We start from the raw sequence: 15,016 nt of genomic DNA on the forward strand, positions 1-15,016 counted from the left end.
AATGATGCAGACGCTGGAGGCGCTTGGCCAACGCGTCTGCATTTTCGGCCCGTCCAATGCGGGCAAGTCCACACTTGCCGTGGCGCTGGGTGATAAACTCGGCGTCCCGGCCATTCATCTCGATCTGCTGCACCACCTACCCCATACGGACTGGACGCCGCGCGCGCCGGAAGAGTTCGCGCGGCTGCATGAGGAGGCGATAGCGCAGGACGGGTGGGTGATCGAAGGCAATTACTCCCGCCTCATACCCCGGCGCCTGGCACGGGCCACGGGGATCGTGCTGATCGACACCCCTGCCCCGGGCAATCTCTGGCGCTATCTTCGCAGGACGCTGTTCGAGCGTCAGCGCTTAGGTACGCTGGAAGGCGGACAGGACAGCATCAAATGGCTGATGATCCGGCACATCACGATGGTGCAGCCAAAATCGCGTGCCAAAATGCTGAGCTTCACGACCGAGAGCGGCTTGCCGTTTGAGCATGTAAAGGCAATGGCTGAGCTAAATGGTTTGTATCGGCGCTGGGGGCTGGAAAGGCCGTAGCGCGGTGCGCTGCATTAAACTCGGAGCATACTGGGTCCCTGCTCTGGGTCTGGGATGACACGGTGGGTGTGCTGAGGCTTTATCTCAGCCATGCAAAACGAAAAAGGCGGCCACCGGGGCCGCCTTTTGCATATCGAAAGGATCGAAGCGCTTACGCTGCTTCTTCCTCGTCGCGTGTGAAGTCGGCAGTCGGGCCGGAATCCTTGCCCTTGGCTTCGACGTCGCGGTCGACGAATTCGATAACGCCAACGGGTGCGTTGTCGCCGTGGCGGAAACCGGCCTTAAGGACGCGGGTGTAACCACCGTTGCGGTCCTTGTAGCGCGGGCCGAGCACGTCGAACAGCTTGCGCACCATCGTCTCGTCACCAACCTTGGCGATCGCCTGACGGCGGGCGTGAAGATCGCCGCGCTTGCCCAGGGTGATGAGCTTTTCAACGATAGGACGCAGTTCCTTTGCCTTGGGCAAAGTCGTCACGATCTGTTCGTGCTTGATAAGGGCAGCGGACATGTTCTTAAACATCGCCTTGCGATGCGAAGAGGTCCGGTTCAGTTTGCGGCCGGCTTTACCGTGGCGCATGGTACTCTCCTAATTTCTTTATCGGCCCGCGGACGATCAGTAGTGATCTTCGTAACGCTTGGCGAGGTCTTCGATGTTTTCGGGCGGCCAGTTGTTGACGTCCATACCGAGATGGAGTCCCATCTGGGCCAGCACTTCCTTGATCTCGTTGAGCGACTTGCGCCCAAAGTTCGGAGTCCGGAGCATTTCGGCTTCGGTCTTCTGAATGAGATCGCCGATATAAACGATGTTGTCGTTCTTGAGGCAGTTGGCCGAACGGACCGACAGCTCGAGCTCGTCCACCTTCTTGAGCAGCGCAGGATTGAAGGCGAGTTCCGGTGTGGAATCTTCCGACTTTTCCTTGGTGGGCTCTTCGAAGTTGATGAACACCGACAGCTGGTCCTGAACGATGCGCGCGGCATAGGCCAGTGCATCTTCAGGGCTGATCGCGCCATTGGTCTCGATCTGCATCGAGAGCTTGTCGAAGTCGAGGTTCTGACCTTCGCGGGTCTTCTCGACCTTGTAGCTCACGCGCTTGACCGGCGAGAACAGGGCGTCGACTGCGATATAGCCAATCGGCGCATCTTCGGGCTTGTTGCGATCGGCCGGGACGTAGCCCTTGCCGGTCGAAACTGTGAACTCGATATTGATTTCGGCGCCATCGTCGAGATGACAGATCACGAGTTCGGGGTTCAGAATCTCGATATCGCCGGTGGTCTTGATGTCGCCTGCAGTGACGGCACCCGGACCCTGCTTGGAGAGCGCGAGACGCTTCGGCCCCTCGTCTTCCATCTTGACGGCGATTTCCTTGATGTTGAGAACGAGATCAGTCACGTCCTCACGCACGCCGGGAATCGAAGAGAATTCATGCAAAACGCCATCGATCTGGATGGCGGTGATCGCTGCACCCTGCAGCGAGCTCAGCAGAACCCGGCGCAACGTATTGCCCAGGGTCAAGCCATAGCCGCGTTCAAGCGGCTCGGCGACCACGGAGGCGATGCGCGCCGAATCGCTGCCCGGAACGACGTCGAGCTTGGTCGGCTTAATCAGTTCCTGCCAGTTTTTCTGGATCATCACGTCCAACTTCCTTTCAAAAGAGCGGTCCGCCCTGACCGCCATGCCGCAAACCGCAAACAAACCCCGGCTGGCCTCGCCGGGGTTCGGTTTACTTAGACGCGACGGCGCTTGCGCGGCCGACAACCATTGTGCGGAATGGATGTAACGTCCCGGATGGAAGTGACGGTGAAACCAGCCGCCTGCAGCGCACGAAGCGCGGACTCACGACCCGAACCCGGACCACGAACTTCGACCTCAAGGGTCTTCATGCCGTGTTCCTGAGCCTTTTTGGCGGCGTCTTCAGCAGCCATCTGTGCGGCGTAAGGGGTCGACTTGCGCGAACCCTTGAAACCCATCGTACCGGCGGAGGACCAGGAGATCGTGTTGCCCTGAACGTCGGTGATGGTGACCATCGTGTTGTTGAACGAAGCGTTTACGTGTGCAACGCCGGCACTGATGTTCTTACGCTCGCGACGGCGAACGCGTGTAGTGTCACTTTTAGCCATTTACTTCCTCTATTCGATCTCATCGCTGCCCTGACCATCCGGCACGGGCAGCTCCACCGAAGACCCTTTCGGGTCTTAATCCATCACAATTCCGAACAAGAGGGTGGACCCCACCCTCCCCGGAACCATGCTTATTTCTTCTTGCCCGCGATGGCCTTTGCCGGACCCTTGCGGGTGCGGGCATTGGTGTGCGTGCGCTGTCCGCGGACAGGCAGACCACGGCGATGCCGCAGACCACGGTAATTGCCAAGATCCATCAAACGCTTGATGTTCATGGCAGTGTTACGCCGCAGGTCACCCTCGACCGTGTAATCACGATCGATAGCTTCACGGATCTGAATAACTTCCGCGTCGGTCAGTTCATTCACACGACGCTCGGCCGGAATGGACACCTTCTCGCAGATTTCAGAGGCCATCTTCGGCCCAATCCCATGAATATACTGCAACGCGATAACCACGCGCTTATTCGTCGGGATATTGACGCCAGCAATACGAGCCACGTCGGATCTCCTAAATTAATTTGAGGGCTTTACGCCCCGCTTCGTTCAACAACAAGGGACCGGTATCCGACCCCCTTCTCCATGGAAGGAACCGAATCCAGCCCTCGAAATTTCTGAGACTGGCGCGGTTCTAAGGACTCGCGGCCCATAAGTCAACTGGGCCGCTCATCCTCGCAACTTAAAGTCTATTCTATCGCTGCCTTGATGGCGGCGGTGACCTCATCGATCGGCGCCATGCCGTCGACGGACTTCAACAGGCCCTGTTCAGTATAAAATGTAACCAACGGAGCGGTCTGCTCTTTGTAGACATCGAGGCGCTTGCGCAGCACTTCCTCGTTGTCGTCCGCACGCGCGCCACCGGACTCCTTGGCCCGATTGATGACTCGCGATACGAGCGTATCCGGATCGGCCTTAATCTCGACGACGGCGTCGAGGTGCAGACCCTTGCGGTCAAGCATATGCGTCAGTGACTCGGCCTGCGCGATCGTGCGGGGAAATCCGTCGAGGATGAACCCGTTGGCGCAATCGGCCTGGTCCATACGGTCGGAGATGATGCCCGAAACGATATCGTCAGAGACCAGATCGCCGCGATCGACGATCGCCTTGGCTTCGAGTCCCAGCGGCGTCTTGTCGGCAATCGCCGCACGCAGCATGTCACCAGTGGAAAGTTGCGGAATGGAATACGAGTCGACCAGTATCTTGGCCTGCGTGCCCTTCCCTGCGCCCGGAGGGCCCAACAGTACTAATCTCATCTTTTCCGTCCCCCTAGACGCGACTTCTTGACCATGCCCTCATACTGCTGCGCGATGAGATGGCTTTGAATTTGGCTGACCGTGTCGAGTGTCACGGTGACCATGATGAGCAGAGACGTACCGCCCAGGAATGCCGAGATGTTGAGCTGACTCAGGAACACTTCGGGTATGAGCGCCACGATCGTGAGATAGATCGCACCAACCACGGTAATGCGGGTCAGCACGTAGTCGATGTGCTGCGCCGTACGCTCACCCGGACGGATGCCGGGAATGAAGCCGCCCGATCGCTTGAGATTGTCAGCGGTTTCGGTCGGGTTGAACGTGATCGAGGTATAAAAGAACGCAAAGAAGATGATCAGCGAGGCAAACAGCAGCAGATAGAGCGGCTGGCCACGGCCGAGCAGTGCCGAGATATACTGCAGCCACTGTGGCGCATCGCCCTGCGCCGAGAAGGTCGCGATCGTTGCGGGCAAAAGCAGCAGCGACGAGGCAAAGATCACCGGGATAACACCAGCGGTGTTGAGCTTGAGCGGCAGGTGCGAAGTATCGCCCTGATACATCTTATTGCCCACCTGGCGCTTCGGATACTGGATCAGAAGCCTGCGCTGGGCGCGCTCGAAAAAGACGATGACCGCAATAACCACGATGGCGCCGACCAGAATGCCGACGACGGCAAGTGTGGGCAGGCCACCAGTGCGGCTCAACTCGAGGGTCTGGGCGATAACGCCGGGTAGCGTCGCAACGATACCGGCGAAAATGATCAGAGAAATGCCGTTACCGACGCCACGAGCGGTCATCTGCTCGCCTAGCCACATCAGGAACATGGTGCCGCCAACCAGCGTGATGACGGTCGAAATACGGAAGAACCAGCCTGGATCGGCCACTACGCCTTCGCTGGCCTCGAGGCCGACGGCGATGCCATAAGCCTGCACGGCGCAGAAAACGACAGTCAGATAGCGCGTGTACTGGTTGAGCTTGCGGCGGCCGCTCTCGCCTTCCTTCTTGAGCGCTTCAAGGCGCGGGGAAGCGGAGGACATGACCTGAATAACGATCGAGGCCGTAATGTAGGGAATGAGGTTCAGAGCAAAGATCGCGAGGCGCTCGACGGCGCCACCAGCGAACATGTTGAACAGCCCGAAGATGCCGCCCTGCGCCTGCTGGAACGTCGCGGCGAAGGCATCCGGGTCGATACCGGGAATCGGAATGTACGTGCCGAGGCGATAGACGAGCAACGCCCCCAGGGTGAACAGAATCCGCTTCTGCAGGTCCTTGGCCTTGGAAAAGGTCGAGAAGCTGAGATTACGGGCCAATTGCTCGGCTGCAGACGCCATGACGGCTCCCTCGGATATAGCTTATTGAGCAAAGGAACGGGCCACGACGGGCCCGACGCTCAGCTTTGGATGCGTGGCCGAACCATACCGGACGCGCTCCAGGAAACAATGCTCTGATATAGTCAGAGCGCGCCCTCATGCAATCCCCCTTGGCGGGATGATTGCGAGGGCGCGCTCTAAAAGACGTAGCGATTATTCAGCGTCAGCAGGCTTGCCGATGAGTTCGACCTTGCCGCCGGCAGCTTCGATGGCTGCAGCCGCACCAGCAGAGACGTGATTGACCTTGAAGGTAACCTTCTTGGCCTTGAACTCGCCGCTGTTGATCAGACGCACGCCGTCCTTGGCGCGACGGATGACACCAGCAGCAACAAGAGCCTGCGCGTCGACCACGCCCTTAACATCCAGCTTGCCGCTGTCGATATAGGCCTGGATACGATCGAGGCGCACAGCATTCCACTTCTTGGCGAAGGGATTGTTGAAGCCGCGCTTGGGCATCCGCATGTGAAGGGGCATCTGGCCGCCTTCGAAACCATTGATGGCAACGCCGGAACGGGACTTCTGACCCTTGACGCCACGGCCACCGGTCTTGCCAAGCCCAGAGCCAATACCGCGACCGACGCGGACCTTGGCTTTGTTGGCGCCGGCGTTATCGGCGATCTCGTTGAGTTTCATATTACCAAATCCCTCTTACTTCTCGTCCACGACGCGGACGAGGTGAGCGACCTTGGAGATCATGCCGCGCACGGACGGGGTATCTTCAAGTTCGCTGCGGCGATGCATCTTGTTGAGCCCAAGGCCAACAAGCGTCGCGCGCTGATCTTCCTTGCGGCGGATCGGCGACCCGATCTGCTCGACGGTAACGGTCTTCTTAGCCATTGTTTTTCTCCTCGAGCGGCCTATCAGGCCTCGACGGCGGCTTCACCGCGACGGGCCTGCAGCTCGGAAACCTTGATGCCGCGACGGGCAGCAACCGAACGCGGGCTGTCGACGTTCTTGAGCGCGTCGAACGTGGCGCGAACCATGTTGTAGGGGTTCGCAGAGCCCTGGCTCTTGGCAACGATATCGTTGATGCCCAGGGTTTCGAACACTGCGCGCATCGGGCCACCAGCAATGATACCCGTACCGGCCGGAGCCGCACGCAGGATCACCTTGCCGGCACCGTGACGGCCATGCACGTCGTGGTGAAGCGTACGGGCTTCACGCAGCGGCACCCGGATCATCTGGCGCTTAGCCTGCTCGGTCGCCTTACGGATGGCTTCCGGCACTTCACGTGCCTTGCCGTGACCAAAGCCAACGCGGCCCTTCTGATCGCCAACGACCACGAGCGCGGCAAAGCCGAACCGCCGACCGCCCTTCACCACCTTGGCGACGCGATTGATGTGCACCAGGCGATCTACAAACTCACTGTCGCGCTCTTGATAGTCTCTCATCGTTCTACCAGCTCTTCGTAATTTCGGTTTGGCCGAGCTTCTTAGAAGCTCAGCCCGCCCTCACGGGCTGCATCGGCCAGCGCCTTGACGCGACCATGAAAGATATACGCTCCACGATCGAAAACGACCTCGGACACGCCGGCCTTGGAAGCACGCGCGGCGAGAGCCTTGCCCACTTCGGTGGCGGCAGCCTGATTGGCGCCATTCTTGATCTTGAGATCTTTTTCGAGCGAGGAGGCCGACGCAAGCGTCACGCCATTCGCATCGTCGATGATCTGCGCATAGATATTTTTGTCCGAACGGAAGACCGACAAGCGCGGACGACCGAAAGCACGGGACTTCAAGGCCCGGCGGACACGCGACTTGCGGCGTGCGATACCAGAAATCTTAGCCATCTCGACCAATCCTTACTTCTTCTTGCCTTCTTTGCGGTAGATGTGCTCATCCGCATAGCGAACGCCCTTGCCCTTGTAGGGCTCCGGCGGCCTGAACTCACGGATGTCCGCGGCGACCTGACCGACCTGCTGCTTGTCGATACCCGTCACGACGATTTCCGTCTGCGTCGGGGCGGCAAGCGAGATCCCATCGGGCGCCTTGAAGATCACTTCATGGGAGAAACCCAGGGACAGTTTGAGATCGGAACCCTGCATCTGGGCACGATAACCAACGCCGGTGATGGCGAGCTTGCGCTCAAAGCCTGTGGACACGCCAGTCACGATGTTCTGTACGAGCGACCGGGACAAACCCCAAGCTGCACGAGCCTGGCGGCTTTCATCGGCGGGCTTCACGACAACGCCGTCATCGGTCATCTCGGGCGTAACCAGATCCATCAACACGACCGAAAGCTCACCCTTGGAGCCCTTGGCGGTGACCGTCTGGCCATCGACTGTGACCGTCACGCCGCTGACCGGAGCAACCGGCTGTTTGCCAATACGCGACATTTTTCTTTGCCTTCTTCTATGTTGGTGGGGTCTCCTCTATCGCGTCTTAGAAGACGCGGCAGAGGACCTCACCGCCAACGTTTTCAGCACGAGCCTGGTGATCGGCCATCACACCCTTAGGGGTGGACAGGATCGAGACACCAAGACCATTGCTAACAACAGGGATATTCTTGACGGATGCGTAAACCCGGCGACCGGGCTTCGAAACCCTTTGAATCTCCTGGATGACCGGCACGTTGTCGGAATACTTCAGCTCGATCGCGAATTCAGGAAGACCGTTTTCATTGGTGTCTTCCGAATACCCGCGGATGTAGCCTTCGGTCTTCAGAACATCAAGCACGTGTGCACGCAGGCTCGAAGCAGGCGTACGAACGGTATCGCGACGGCGCATCTGCGCGTTGCGGATACGGGTCAGCATGTCGCCAAGCGGATCGATAAGAGTCATTTTGCTTCTTCCTTACCAGCTCGACTTAACCAGGCCCGGGATCTTGCCCATGTTCCCCAGCTCACGCAGCGCAATACGGCTGAGCTTGAGCTTGCGGTAGTAACCGCGCGGACGTCCCGAAACTTCACAGCGATTGCGGATACGAACGGGCGACGCATTGCGCGGCAGTTCGGCCAGCTTCAGCTGTGCAGCAAAACGCTCTTCGAACGACAGCGACTCGTCCTTGGCCTTTGCCTTGAGCGCAGCGCGCTTCCCAGCGTACTGCTTGGCAAGCTTGGTGCGGCGCTTGTTCTTTTCGATGGAGCTAACTTTAGCCATCAGATCTCTCTTTTTTCTCTTCCCATTATCCGCTTACTGGCGGAACGGGAAATTGAAAGCCTTGAGAAGCGCACGCGCTTCGTCGTCGGTCTTAGCCGTGGTGCAGACGATCACATCCATACCCCAGACCTGTTCGATCTGGTCATAGTTGATCTCGGGAAACACGATGTGTTCCTTGATGCCCATGGCATAATTGCCGCGGCCATCGAAGCTCTTGGGGTTCAGCCCGCGGAAATCGCGGACGCGGGGCAGCGCAATGTTGACCAGACGATCGACGAATTCGTACATCTGGGCACGACGCAGCGTGACCTTGACACCCAGGGCCATGCCTTCACGAACCTTGAAGCCGGCAATGGACTTGCGGGCATAGGTCGTGATCGGCTTCTGGCCGGCGATCTTTTCAAGGTCTGCCAGTGCGGCCTTGACCTTCTTGGAATCGGCAACCGCTTCGCCGACGCCCATGTTGAGAACAACCTTCTCAAGTTTGGGAACCTGCATCGGGTTGGTGTAGTTGAAGGTCTCGGTGAGACCGGCGCGCACTACATCGTCATAATGCGTGCGCAGGCGCGGAACGTATGTCTCAGCCATCGATCACTTCTCCAGAACGCTTTGCGACGCGCTTCTTGACGCCGTCTTCGATCTTGAAGCCGACACGGGTCGGCTTGTTTTCCTTCGCATCAACCAGAGCGATGTTGCTCAGGTGGATGGGGGCTTCCTTGGTGATGATCCCTGCATCCTGGCTCTGGGTCTGCTTCTGGTGACGACGCACCAGGTTGATACCCGAAACAAGAGCCTTGGTGTCGGACGGGATAACCTGCAGAACGTTGCCGGTCTTTCCCTTGTCCTTGCCAGTCAGAACGATGACCTTGTCACCCTTTTTGATCTTGGCAGCCATTACAGCACCTCCGGCGCGAGCGAAATGATCTTCATGTGATTTTTCGCACGCAGCTCACGAGGAACCGGGCCAAAGATACGGGTGCCCAGGGGTTCCTTGTTATTGTTGATGATGACCGCCGCATTGCGGTCAAAACGGATCACGGTGCCATCGGGGCGGCGAATGTCGGACGCGGTGCGAACCACCACGGCCTTCATGACCTGACCCTTCTTGACGCGGCCGCGCGGGATCGCGTCCTTGACCGACACAACGATGATGTCGCCAACAGACGCATACTTGCGATGCGAACCGCCCAGCACCTTGATGCACATAACACGACGGGCGCCCGAATTATCGGCGACGTCGAGGTTCGTCTGCATCTGAATCATGACTGGTTGCCTTCTTTATTCTTAAGGTCCGCGTCCGGCATCCGGCACGGCACCTGACCTCTTAATGAGCTATACGTTAAGCCGACGTAACGACGGTCCAACGCTTGTTCTTTGAGATCGGGGCACACTCTTCGATTTGCACCAGATCGCCCACCTTGGCCGCATTGGCCTCGTCATGAGCATGGTACTTCTTGGAACGGCGCACCGTCTTCTTCAGGATCGGGTGGGTAAAGCGACGCTCTACACTCACAACGACCGTCTTTTCGTTCGTATCGGAGACCACGGTCCCCTGCAGGATACGCTTGGGCATTTCGTGTTTCCTTACTTAGCTTCCGCGGCCTTCTCGGCGAGCACGGTCTGAACGCGCGCGATATCGCGGCGGACCTTGCGCACCTGAGAAGTGTTTTCCAACTGCTGGGTAGCGCGCTGGAAACGCAGGTTGAACTGCTCTTTCTTCAGATTGACGAGCTCATCGTTGAGTTCGTCGACCGTCTTTGCCCTAACGTCGCTCGGCTTTGCCATCGCTGTACGTCCTTAATCTGCTATGCGGCTGACGAACCGCGTCTTGATCGGCAACTTCATGGCCGCCAGACGCAGAGCTTCACGCGCAATCTCTTCACTTACGCCGTCGATCTCGAACATAATCCGGCCGGGCTTGACGCGGGCTGCCCAATATTCGGGAGCACCCTTACCTTTACCCATACGGACTTCGGTCGGCTTGGACGACACAGGCACATCCGGGAAAATCCGGATCCACACACGACCGGCGCGCTTCATATAGCGAGTCATAGCGCGACGTGCGGCCTCGATCTGGCGCGCGGTTATACGCTCAGGTTCCTGAGCCTTCAAGCCATATTCGCCAAATGTCAGATCGGTGCCGCCTTTGGCGACGCCGTGGATCCGGCCCTTATGGGCCTTGCGGAACTTGGTACGTTTCGGTTGCAGCATTTTTCTATAGTCCTATCAGCTTGCAGCCGGACCGCGGCGGCCCTGCCCGCCGGAATCACCACCACCTTCGGTGGCGCGGCGTTCGTGGGCCATCGGATCGTGTTCCATGATCTCGCCTTTGAAGATCCAGACCTTGATCCCGATGATGCCGTAAGTGGTCTTGCCTTCGGCCACGCCATAGTCGACGTCTGCACGCAGTGTGTGCAACGGCACACGGCCTTCGCGATACCACTCGGTACGGGCGATGTCGGCACCGCCGAGACGGCCGCCAACGTTGACACGAATACCCTGGGCGCCCATCCGCATTGCTGTCTGCACAGCACGCTTCATGGCCCGGCGGAACGCCACACGGCGTTCGAGCTGCTGGGCGATGCCCTGAGCAACAAGGGTCGCATCGGTTTCCGGCTTGCGCACTTCAACGATGTTGATGTGCACTTCCGAATTGGTGAACTTCTTGACCTTGTTACGGATCTTCTCGATGTCCGCGCCCTTCTTGCCGATCACGATACCCGGACGAGCCGAGTGGATCGAAATGCGGCACTTACGGTGCGGGCGTTCGATGACGATCTTGGAAACAGCGGCCTGCTTGAGCTCTTCTTCGAGCATCTGCCGGATCTTGAGATCTTCCTGCAAGAGCGAACCATATTCACCCTTGTTGGCGTACCAGCGGGAATCCCAGGTCCGGTTGATGCCGAGACGAAGCCCGATCGGATTAACTTTCTGGCCCATCAGACGGCCTCCTCGGCTTCACGGACAACAATGGTCAGGTGCGAGAACGGCTTCTCGATACGTGCGCCGCGACCGCGAGCACGTGCATGGAACCGCTTCATCACCAGTGCCTTGCCGACAAAGGCTTCCGAAACAACCAGTGCATCAGTGTCGAGCCCGTGATTGTTCTCGGCATTGGCAATGGCGCTCTCGAGGGTCTTCTTGACCGAGACAGAGATCCGCTTGCGCGAGAACTCAAGCTCGGCAAGAGCCCGGTCGACCTTCATGCCACGGATCTGCGCAGCAACCAGGTTCAGCTTCTGGGGGCTTGTCCGCACCATGCGCAGGACGGCTTTCGCCTCTGTGTCCTTGAGCGCGCGTTCACGCTTCTGCTTGCCCATAATTACTTCCTCTTCGCCTTCTTGTCGGCCGCGTGCCCGTAATAGGTGCGCGTGGGCGAAAATTCACCGAACTTATGTCCGATCATGTCTTCGCTGACGTTGACCGGAATATGCTTCTGGCCGTTATAGACGCCGAAGGTGAGGCCAACGAACTGCGGCAGGATCGTGGAACGACGGCTCCAGATCTTGATCACTTCGTTGCGGCCCGATTCCCGGACCTTGTCTGCCTTCTTCAGCAGATACCCGTCGACAAACGGGCCTTTCCAGACGGAACGTGCCATGGCCTACCTGCCCTTCTTCTGATGACGCGTACGGACGATGAACTTGTCCGTCGACTTGTTAGAGCGGGTGCGCTTGCCCTTGGTCGGCTTGCCCCACGGGGTAACCGGATGACGGCCACCCGAGGTACGGCCTTCACCACCACCATGCGGGTGATCGACAGGGTTCATCGCGACACCGCGAACGTTTGGACGACGGCCCAGCCAGCGATTGCGGCCAGCCTTGCCGATCGAAGTGTTCGAGTGATCCGGGTTGGACACAGAACCGACTGTCGCAAGGCAGGAGCCGTGCACGAGGCGCTGTTCACCCGAATTCAGACGAAGGATCGCCCAGCCACTGTCACGACCCACATACTGAGCATAAGCACCTGCCGAACGGGCCATCTGGCCGCCCTTCTTTGGCTTGAGCTCGATATTGTGGACGATCGTGCCGACCGGCATTCTTTCGAGCGGCATCGTGTTGCCGGGCTTCACGTCGACAGCGTTCATCGAGGAGATGACCTTGTCGCCGGCGGCCAGGCGCTGCGGAGCCAGAATGTAGGCCTGCTCGCCGTCGTCATAGGTGACCAGAGCGATGAATGCGGTCCGGTTGGGATCGTATTCAAGACGCTCGACAGTCCCCTGGACGTCGAACTTGGTGCGCTTGAAATCGACGAGGCGATAGCTGCGCTTGTGACCACCACCACGGGCGAACGAAGTCACCCGACCGCGGTTGTTACGGCCACCCGATTTGGACAGGCCTTCGGTGAGCCTCTTGACCGGCGAACCGTTCCAGAGCTCGGACCGGTCGATGCCGACAAGCTGACGGCGGCCCGGCGAAGTTGGATTGTATTGCTTCAAAGCCATTTAAATTCTTCCTTCGCCTTACAGACCGGTCGAAATATCGATGGTCTGACCGTCAACGAGGGTGACGACGGCCTTCTTCACATTCTTGCGGGTGCCAAGCATGTTGCGGAAACGCTTGACCTTGCCCTTGCGCACGATCGTGTTGACGGCCTTGACCTTGACCTCGAACAGCGCTTCGACAGCTGCCTTGATCTGCGGCTTGGTGGCGTCGATGGCAACATCGAAAACGACCTGCCCATGCTCCGAAGCCATTGTCGACTTTTCAGTCACGACAGGGTTGCGGATGATGTCGTAATGCTTGAGCGCGCTCATTGGAACCGGCCCTCCAGCGCTGCGAGTGCGTCCTTGGTCAGGATGAGCTTCTCACGACGCAGAATGTCGTAAACGTTGATGCCCTGAGCGGGAAGCACGTCGATCTGGGGAATATTGCGCGCTGCGAGCGCGAAATTATTGTCCAGTTCGGTGCCGCCGATGATCAGCGCGTTTGAAAAACCGAGCTTGCCGAAGATGACGCGAAGTGCGGCAGTCTTGGGCGCGTCTGCTACGGCCTGGTCGATGATGACGAGGTCGCCTGACTTTGCCTTGGCCGAAAGTGCGTGCTTGAGAGCAAGCGCGCGGACCTTCTTTGGCAAATCGACAGCGTGGCTGCGCGGCGTCGGGCCGAATGCACGTCCACCACCCCGGAAGATGTTGGAACGACGCGAACCGTGACGTGCACCGCCGCCGCCCTTCTGGCGACCGAACTTCTTACCCGTCTGGGCGACTTCTGCACGATTCTTGACGTCGTGCGTACCCGACATGCGCTTCAGCAGCTGGTAGCGGACCATGCGCTGGATCAGATCGGCGCGGGGCTCGAGGCCGAAGACGGCGTCGTCGAGAGTGACCTTGCCGGCCGACTTACCCTCGAGGGTTGTGACCTGGAGTTCCATTATGCACTCTCCCCATTGGCGGCTGCCTTGATCGAGCCAGGAAGCGCAACACCCTCAGGGCGCGGCTTCTTTACGGCGTCACGGATCTGGATCCAGCCGCCCTTGGAACCGGGGACCGAGCCCTGGACCATGATCAGGCCGCGCTCGATGTCAGTCTTGACGACCTTGACGTTCTGCGTGGTGACGCGAACGTCGCCCATGTGTCCAGCCATCTTCTTGTTCTTGAACACCCGACCCGGGTCCTGACGGCCACCGGTCGAACCGTGCGAACGGTGCGAAACCGACACACCGTGCGAGGCACGAAGACCACCGAAATTGTGGCGCTTCATCGCACCGGCAAAGCCCTTGCCGATCGAGGTGCCGGTGACGTCCACCAACTGACCTTCGATGAAGTGGTCGGCCTGAAGCTCAGCACCCACTTCGATGAGGTTGTCTTCGCTCACGCGGAACTCGACGACCTTACGCTTGGGCTCGACCTTGGCAGCGGCATACTGTCCGCGCTCGGCCTTGCTGACATTCTTGACCTTGACAGTACCGGCGCCAAGCTGGAGCGCGATGTAGCCGTCCTTATCCTGCGTCCGCTGGCCCACCACCTGGCAGCCCTGCAGCGCCAGGACGGTGACGGGTACATGAGCGCCATCTTCAGTGAAGATGCGGGTCATTCCCAGCTTCTGTGCGATCAATCCAGAACGCATCGGTTGTTACCTTCTCTTTATTGAGCGTTTTTCCGGGTCATTGTTTGTCCAAGAGGACCCACTGAAGCGAAAAGCGCTGTAAACTCAGTACCTAAGAGCGTGCACTTAGAGCTTGATTTCGACGTCGACACCGGCGGCGAGATCGAGCTTCATGAGTGCGTCGACCGTCTGAGGGGTCGGATCCACGATGTCGAGGAGACGCTTGTGAGTCCGGATTTCGAACTGCTCACGGCTCTTCTTGTCCACGTGGGGCGACCGGTTGACGGTGTATTTGTCAATTCGCGTCGGCAGCGGAATGGGACCGCGAACCTGTGCGCCCGTGCGTTTGGCGGTGTTGACGATCTCGCGGGTCGAATTGTCGAGCACGCGATGATCGAACGCCTTGAGCCGGATGCGAATGTTCTGACCGTTCATTGTGTTCTATCCCGAAAAAAGGACCGCGGTGCGCGACGATGCGCACCGCTTTCTCAATTGTCTTGTGCTTAAGCGACGATTTTCGACACGACGCCGGCGCCGACGGTACGGCCGCCTTCGCGGATAGCGAAGCGCAGCTTTTCTTCCATCGCGATCGGAAC

29 protein-coding genes are annotated in these 15,016 nt (G+C 58.9%); 1 reads left to right on the forward strand and 28 read right to left on the reverse strand.

Translation table 11 applies throughout. From position 1 onward, the window contains the following. Position 1 precedes the first annotated feature (1 nt). Positions 2-538, forward strand: a complete 537-nt coding sequence (locus BLR31_RS13675) for a P-loop NTPase family protein (RefSeq protein ID WP_342027596.1) — start codon at positions 2-4, stop codon at positions 536-538. Positions 539-689: 151 nt separating this feature from the next. On the opposite strand, the gene rplQ is transcribed toward BLR31_RS13675, so the two are convergent. The 28 genes from rplQ to BLR31_RS13815 all read right to left on the reverse strand — a co-directional run. After that, entirely contained in the window at positions 690-1,115 is a 426-nt protein-coding gene (gene rplQ / locus BLR31_RS13680; RefSeq protein WP_090597252.1) for a 50S ribosomal protein L17, read from the reverse strand. Between the two features lie 36 nt (positions 1,116-1,151). Next, complete coding sequence (locus tag BLR31_RS13685; RefSeq protein ID WP_176762664.1) at positions 1,152-2,213, reverse strand: DNA-directed RNA polymerase subunit alpha; 1,062 nt, start codon at positions 2,211-2,213, stop codon at positions 1,152-1,154. A gap of 50 nt (positions 2,214-2,263) precedes the next feature. Further along, complete coding sequence (gene rpsK, locus BLR31_RS13690; protein ID WP_090597254.1) at positions 2,264-2,656, reverse strand: 30S ribosomal protein S11; 393 nt, start codon at positions 2,654-2,656, stop codon at positions 2,264-2,266. Positions 2,657-2,787: 131 nt separating this feature from the next. Beyond that, a complete protein-coding gene (gene rpsM / locus BLR31_RS13695; RefSeq protein ID WP_090597255.1) occupies positions 2,788-3,156 on the reverse strand; it encodes a 30S ribosomal protein S13 in 369 nt (122 codons plus the stop codon). 185 nt (positions 3,157-3,341) lie between these two features. Continuing rightward, a complete protein-coding gene (locus tag BLR31_RS13700; protein ID WP_090597256.1) occupies positions 3,342-3,908 on the reverse strand; it encodes an adenylate kinase in 567 nt (188 codons plus the stop codon). Next, positions 3,905-5,239 (reverse strand): preprotein translocase subunit SecY, encoded by a 1,335-nt coding sequence (gene secY / locus BLR31_RS13705; RefSeq protein ID WP_090597257.1) that lies wholly within the window; start codon positions 5,237-5,239, stop codon positions 3,905-3,907. The genes BLR31_RS13700 and secY overlap by 4 nt, the downstream gene beginning before the upstream one ends. A 192-nt stretch (positions 5,240-5,431) precedes the next feature. Then, on the reverse strand, positions 5,432-5,911 hold the full coding sequence (rplO, locus tag BLR31_RS13710) for a 50S ribosomal protein L15 (RefSeq protein ID WP_090597258.1): 480 nt from the start codon (positions 5,909-5,911) through the stop codon (positions 5,432-5,434). 15 nt (positions 5,912-5,926) lie between these two features. Next, positions 5,927-6,115 carry a 50S ribosomal protein L30 gene (gene rpmD / locus BLR31_RS13715; RefSeq protein WP_090597259.1) on the reverse strand — a complete coding sequence of 63 codons (189 nt, stop codon included), beginning with the start codon at positions 6,113-6,115 and terminating at the stop codon, positions 5,927-5,929. Between the two features lie 23 nt (positions 6,116-6,138). Further along, on the reverse strand, positions 6,139-6,669 hold the full coding sequence (gene rpsE, locus BLR31_RS13720) for a 30S ribosomal protein S5 (protein ID WP_090597260.1): 531 nt from the start codon (positions 6,667-6,669) through the stop codon (positions 6,139-6,141). Between the two features lie 41 nt (positions 6,670-6,710). Beyond that, positions 6,711-7,064, reverse strand: a complete 354-nt coding sequence (gene rplR / locus BLR31_RS13725; protein WP_090597261.1) for a 50S ribosomal protein L18 — start codon at positions 7,062-7,064, stop codon at positions 6,711-6,713. Between the two features lie 12 nt (positions 7,065-7,076). Next, entirely contained in the window at positions 7,077-7,610 is a 534-nt protein-coding gene (gene rplF / locus BLR31_RS13730; RefSeq protein WP_090597262.1) for a 50S ribosomal protein L6, read from the reverse strand. A 46-nt stretch (positions 7,611-7,656) separates the two neighbouring features. Beyond that, the gene (gene rpsH / locus BLR31_RS13735) at positions 7,657-8,055 is read right to left on the reverse strand and encodes a 30S ribosomal protein S8 (protein ID WP_090597263.1); all 399 of its coding nucleotides are present in this window, start codon (positions 8,053-8,055) and stop codon (positions 7,657-7,659) included. 12 nt (positions 8,056-8,067) lie between these two features. Further along, the gene (rpsN, locus tag BLR31_RS13740) at positions 8,068-8,373 is read right to left on the reverse strand and encodes a 30S ribosomal protein S14 (RefSeq protein WP_090597264.1); all 306 of its coding nucleotides are present in this window, start codon (positions 8,371-8,373) and stop codon (positions 8,068-8,070) included. A 33-nt stretch (positions 8,374-8,406) separates the two neighbouring features. Next, entirely contained in the window at positions 8,407-8,961 is a 555-nt protein-coding gene (rplE, locus tag BLR31_RS13745; protein ID WP_090597265.1) for a 50S ribosomal protein L5, read from the reverse strand. Then, positions 8,954-9,268 (reverse strand): 50S ribosomal protein L24, encoded by a 315-nt coding sequence (gene rplX, locus BLR31_RS13750; RefSeq protein WP_090597266.1) that lies wholly within the window; start codon positions 9,266-9,268, stop codon positions 8,954-8,956. Before rplX ends, rplE begins: the two co-directional genes overlap by 8 nt. Continuing rightward, positions 9,268-9,636 (reverse strand): 50S ribosomal protein L14, encoded by a 369-nt coding sequence (gene rplN, locus BLR31_RS13755; protein ID WP_090597267.1) that lies wholly within the window; start codon positions 9,634-9,636, stop codon positions 9,268-9,270. Before rplN ends, rplX begins: the two co-directional genes overlap by 1 nt. Positions 9,637-9,712: 76 nt before the next feature. After that, a complete protein-coding gene (rpsQ, locus tag BLR31_RS13760; RefSeq protein WP_090597268.1) occupies positions 9,713-9,946 on the reverse strand; it encodes a 30S ribosomal protein S17 in 234 nt (77 codons plus the stop codon). 11 nt (positions 9,947-9,957) lie between these two features. Then, positions 9,958-10,158 carry a 50S ribosomal protein L29 gene (gene rpmC / locus BLR31_RS13765; protein ID WP_090597269.1) on the reverse strand — a complete coding sequence of 67 codons (201 nt, stop codon included), beginning with the start codon at positions 10,156-10,158 and terminating at the stop codon, positions 9,958-9,960. A gap of 12 nt (positions 10,159-10,170) precedes the next feature. Further along, the gene (gene rplP / locus BLR31_RS13770; RefSeq protein WP_090597270.1) at positions 10,171-10,584 is read right to left on the reverse strand and encodes a 50S ribosomal protein L16; all 414 of its coding nucleotides are present in this window, start codon (positions 10,582-10,584) and stop codon (positions 10,171-10,173) included. A 15-nt stretch (positions 10,585-10,599) separates the two neighbouring features. After that, the gene (gene rpsC / locus BLR31_RS13775) at positions 10,600-11,313 is read right to left on the reverse strand and encodes a 30S ribosomal protein S3 (RefSeq protein ID WP_090597271.1); all 714 of its coding nucleotides are present in this window, start codon (positions 11,311-11,313) and stop codon (positions 10,600-10,602) included. Then, a complete protein-coding gene (gene rplV / locus BLR31_RS13780) occupies positions 11,313-11,693 on the reverse strand; it encodes a 50S ribosomal protein L22 (RefSeq protein ID WP_090597272.1) in 381 nt (126 codons plus the stop codon). The genes rpsC and rplV overlap by 1 nt, the downstream gene beginning before the upstream one ends. A 2-nt stretch (positions 11,694-11,695) precedes the next feature. Next, positions 11,696-11,974 (reverse strand): 30S ribosomal protein S19, encoded by a 279-nt coding sequence (gene rpsS, locus BLR31_RS13785; RefSeq protein ID WP_014130832.1) that lies wholly within the window; start codon positions 11,972-11,974, stop codon positions 11,696-11,698. A 3-nt stretch (positions 11,975-11,977) separates the two neighbouring features. Further along, positions 11,978-12,817 (reverse strand): 50S ribosomal protein L2, encoded by an 840-nt coding sequence (gene rplB / locus BLR31_RS13790; protein WP_090597273.1) that lies wholly within the window; start codon positions 12,815-12,817, stop codon positions 11,978-11,980. An 18-nt stretch (positions 12,818-12,835) separates the two neighbouring features. After that, positions 12,836-13,129, reverse strand: coding sequence for a 50S ribosomal protein L23 (locus BLR31_RS13795; protein ID WP_090597274.1), 294 nt, complete (start codon positions 13,127-13,129; stop codon positions 12,836-12,838). Continuing rightward, the gene (rplD, locus tag BLR31_RS13800) at positions 13,126-13,746 is read right to left on the reverse strand and encodes a 50S ribosomal protein L4 (RefSeq protein WP_090597275.1); all 621 of its coding nucleotides are present in this window, start codon (positions 13,744-13,746) and stop codon (positions 13,126-13,128) included. Before rplD ends, BLR31_RS13795 begins: the two co-directional genes overlap by 4 nt. Next, positions 13,746-14,441 carry a 50S ribosomal protein L3 gene (gene rplC, locus BLR31_RS13805; RefSeq protein ID WP_090597276.1) on the reverse strand — a complete coding sequence of 232 codons (696 nt, stop codon included), beginning with the start codon at positions 14,439-14,441 and terminating at the stop codon, positions 13,746-13,748. Before rplC ends, rplD begins: the two co-directional genes overlap by 1 nt. 105 nt (positions 14,442-14,546) lie before the next feature. Further along, the gene (gene rpsJ / locus BLR31_RS13810) at positions 14,547-14,855 is read right to left on the reverse strand and encodes a 30S ribosomal protein S10 (protein WP_014130837.1); all 309 of its coding nucleotides are present in this window, start codon (positions 14,853-14,855) and stop codon (positions 14,547-14,549) included. A 68-nt stretch (positions 14,856-14,923) separates the two neighbouring features. After that, a partial coding sequence (locus tag BLR31_RS13815; protein ID WP_090597277.1) for an EF-Tu C-terminal domain-related protein occupies positions 14,924-15,016 on the reverse strand: 93 nt, incomplete at its 5' end.

The organism is Pelagibacterium luteolum, from assembly GCF_900100665.1.
GTDB classification, from domain to species: domain Bacteria; phylum Pseudomonadota; class Alphaproteobacteria; order Rhizobiales; family Devosiaceae; genus Pelagibacterium; species Pelagibacterium luteolum.

Excerpts from the sequence above, each read along its gene's own strand:
- rplR (WP_090597261.1), bottom strand. The coding sequence starts at position 7,064 with ATGGCTAAGATTTCTGGTATCGCACGCCGCAAGTCGCGTGTCCGCCGG.
- rplN (WP_090597267.1), bottom strand. The coding sequence starts at position 9,636 with ATGATTCAGATGCAGACGAACCTCGACGTCGCCGATAATTCGGGCGCC.
- rpsH (WP_090597263.1), bottom strand. The coding sequence starts at position 8,055 with ATGACTCTTATCGATCCGCTTGGCGACATGCTGACCCGTATCCGCAAC.
- rpsQ (WP_090597268.1), bottom strand. The coding sequence starts at position 9,946 with ATGCCCAAGCGTATCCTGCAGGGGACCGTGGTCTCCGATACGAACGAA.
- rplB (WP_090597273.1), bottom strand. The coding sequence starts at position 12,817 with ATGGCTTTGAAGCAATACAATCCAACTTCGCCGGGCCGCCGTCAGCTT.
- rpsN (WP_090597264.1), bottom strand. The coding sequence starts at position 8,373 with ATGGCTAAAGTTAGCTCCATCGAAAAGAACAAGCGCCGCACCAAGCTT.
- rplP (WP_090597270.1), bottom strand. The coding sequence starts at position 10,584 with ATGCTGCAACCGAAACGTACCAAGTTCCGCAAGGCCCATAAGGGCCGG.
- BLR31_RS13795 (WP_090597274.1), bottom strand. The coding sequence starts at position 13,129 with ATGAGCGCGCTCAAGCATTACGACATCATCCGCAACCCTGTCGTGACT.
- rpsS (WP_014130832.1), bottom strand. The coding sequence starts at position 11,974 with ATGGCACGTTCCGTCTGGAAAGGCCCGTTTGTCGACGGGTATCTGCTG.
- rplV (WP_090597272.1), bottom strand. The coding sequence starts at position 11,693 with ATGGGCAAGCAGAAGCGTGAACGCGCGCTCAAGGACACAGAGGCGAAA.
- secY (WP_090597257.1), bottom strand. The coding sequence starts at position 5,239 with ATGGCGTCTGCAGCCGAGCAATTGGCCCGTAATCTCAGCTTCTCGACC.
- rplC (WP_090597276.1), bottom strand. The coding sequence starts at position 14,441 with ATGCGTTCTGGATTGATCGCACAGAAGCTGGGAATGACCCGCATCTTC.
- rplX (WP_090597266.1), bottom strand. The coding sequence starts at position 9,268 with ATGGCTGCCAAGATCAAAAAGGGTGACAAGGTCATCGTTCTGACTGGC.
- rplQ (WP_090597252.1), bottom strand. The coding sequence starts at position 1,115 with ATGCGCCACGGTAAAGCCGGCCGCAAACTGAACCGGACCTCTTCGCAT.
- rpsE (WP_090597260.1), bottom strand. The coding sequence starts at position 6,669 with ATGAGAGACTATCAAGAGCGCGACAGTGAGTTTGTAGATCGCCTGGTG.
- rplE (WP_090597265.1), bottom strand. The coding sequence starts at position 8,961 with ATGGCTGAGACATACGTTCCGCGCCTGCGCACGCATTATGACGATGTA.
- BLR31_RS13700 (WP_090597256.1), bottom strand. The coding sequence starts at position 3,908 with ATGAGATTAGTACTGTTGGGCCCTCCGGGCGCAGGGAAGGGCACGCAG.
- rplO (WP_090597258.1), bottom strand. The coding sequence starts at position 5,911 with ATGAAACTCAACGAGATCGCCGATAACGCCGGCGCCAACAAAGCCAAG.
- rplD (WP_090597275.1), bottom strand. The coding sequence starts at position 13,746 with ATGGAACTCCAGGTCACAACCCTCGAGGGTAAGTCGGCCGGCAAGGTC.
- rpsK (WP_090597254.1), bottom strand. The coding sequence starts at position 2,656 with ATGGCTAAAAGTGACACTACACGCGTTCGCCGTCGCGAGCGTAAGAAC.
- BLR31_RS13675 (WP_342027596.1), top strand. The coding sequence starts at position 2 with ATGATGCAGACGCTGGAGGCGCTTGGCCAACGCGTCTGCATTTTCGGC.
- rplF (WP_090597262.1), bottom strand. The coding sequence starts at position 7,610 with ATGTCGCGTATTGGCAAACAGCCGGTTGCTCCGGTCAGCGGCGTGACG.
- rpsJ (WP_014130837.1), bottom strand. The coding sequence starts at position 14,855 with ATGAACGGTCAGAACATTCGCATCCGGCTCAAGGCGTTCGATCATCGC.
- rpsC (WP_090597271.1), bottom strand. The coding sequence starts at position 11,313 with ATGGGCCAGAAAGTTAATCCGATCGGGCTTCGTCTCGGCATCAACCGG.
- rpmC (WP_090597269.1), bottom strand. The coding sequence starts at position 10,158 with ATGGCAAAGCCGAGCGACGTTAGGGCAAAGACGGTCGACGAACTCAAC.
- BLR31_RS13685 (WP_176762664.1), bottom strand. The coding sequence starts at position 2,213 with ATGGCGGTCAGGGCGGACCGCTCTTTTGAAAGGAAGTTGGACGTGATG.
- rpmD (WP_090597259.1), bottom strand. The coding sequence starts at position 6,115 with ATGGCTAAGAAGACCGTTACCGTCGAGCAGATCGGGTCGCCGATCCGC.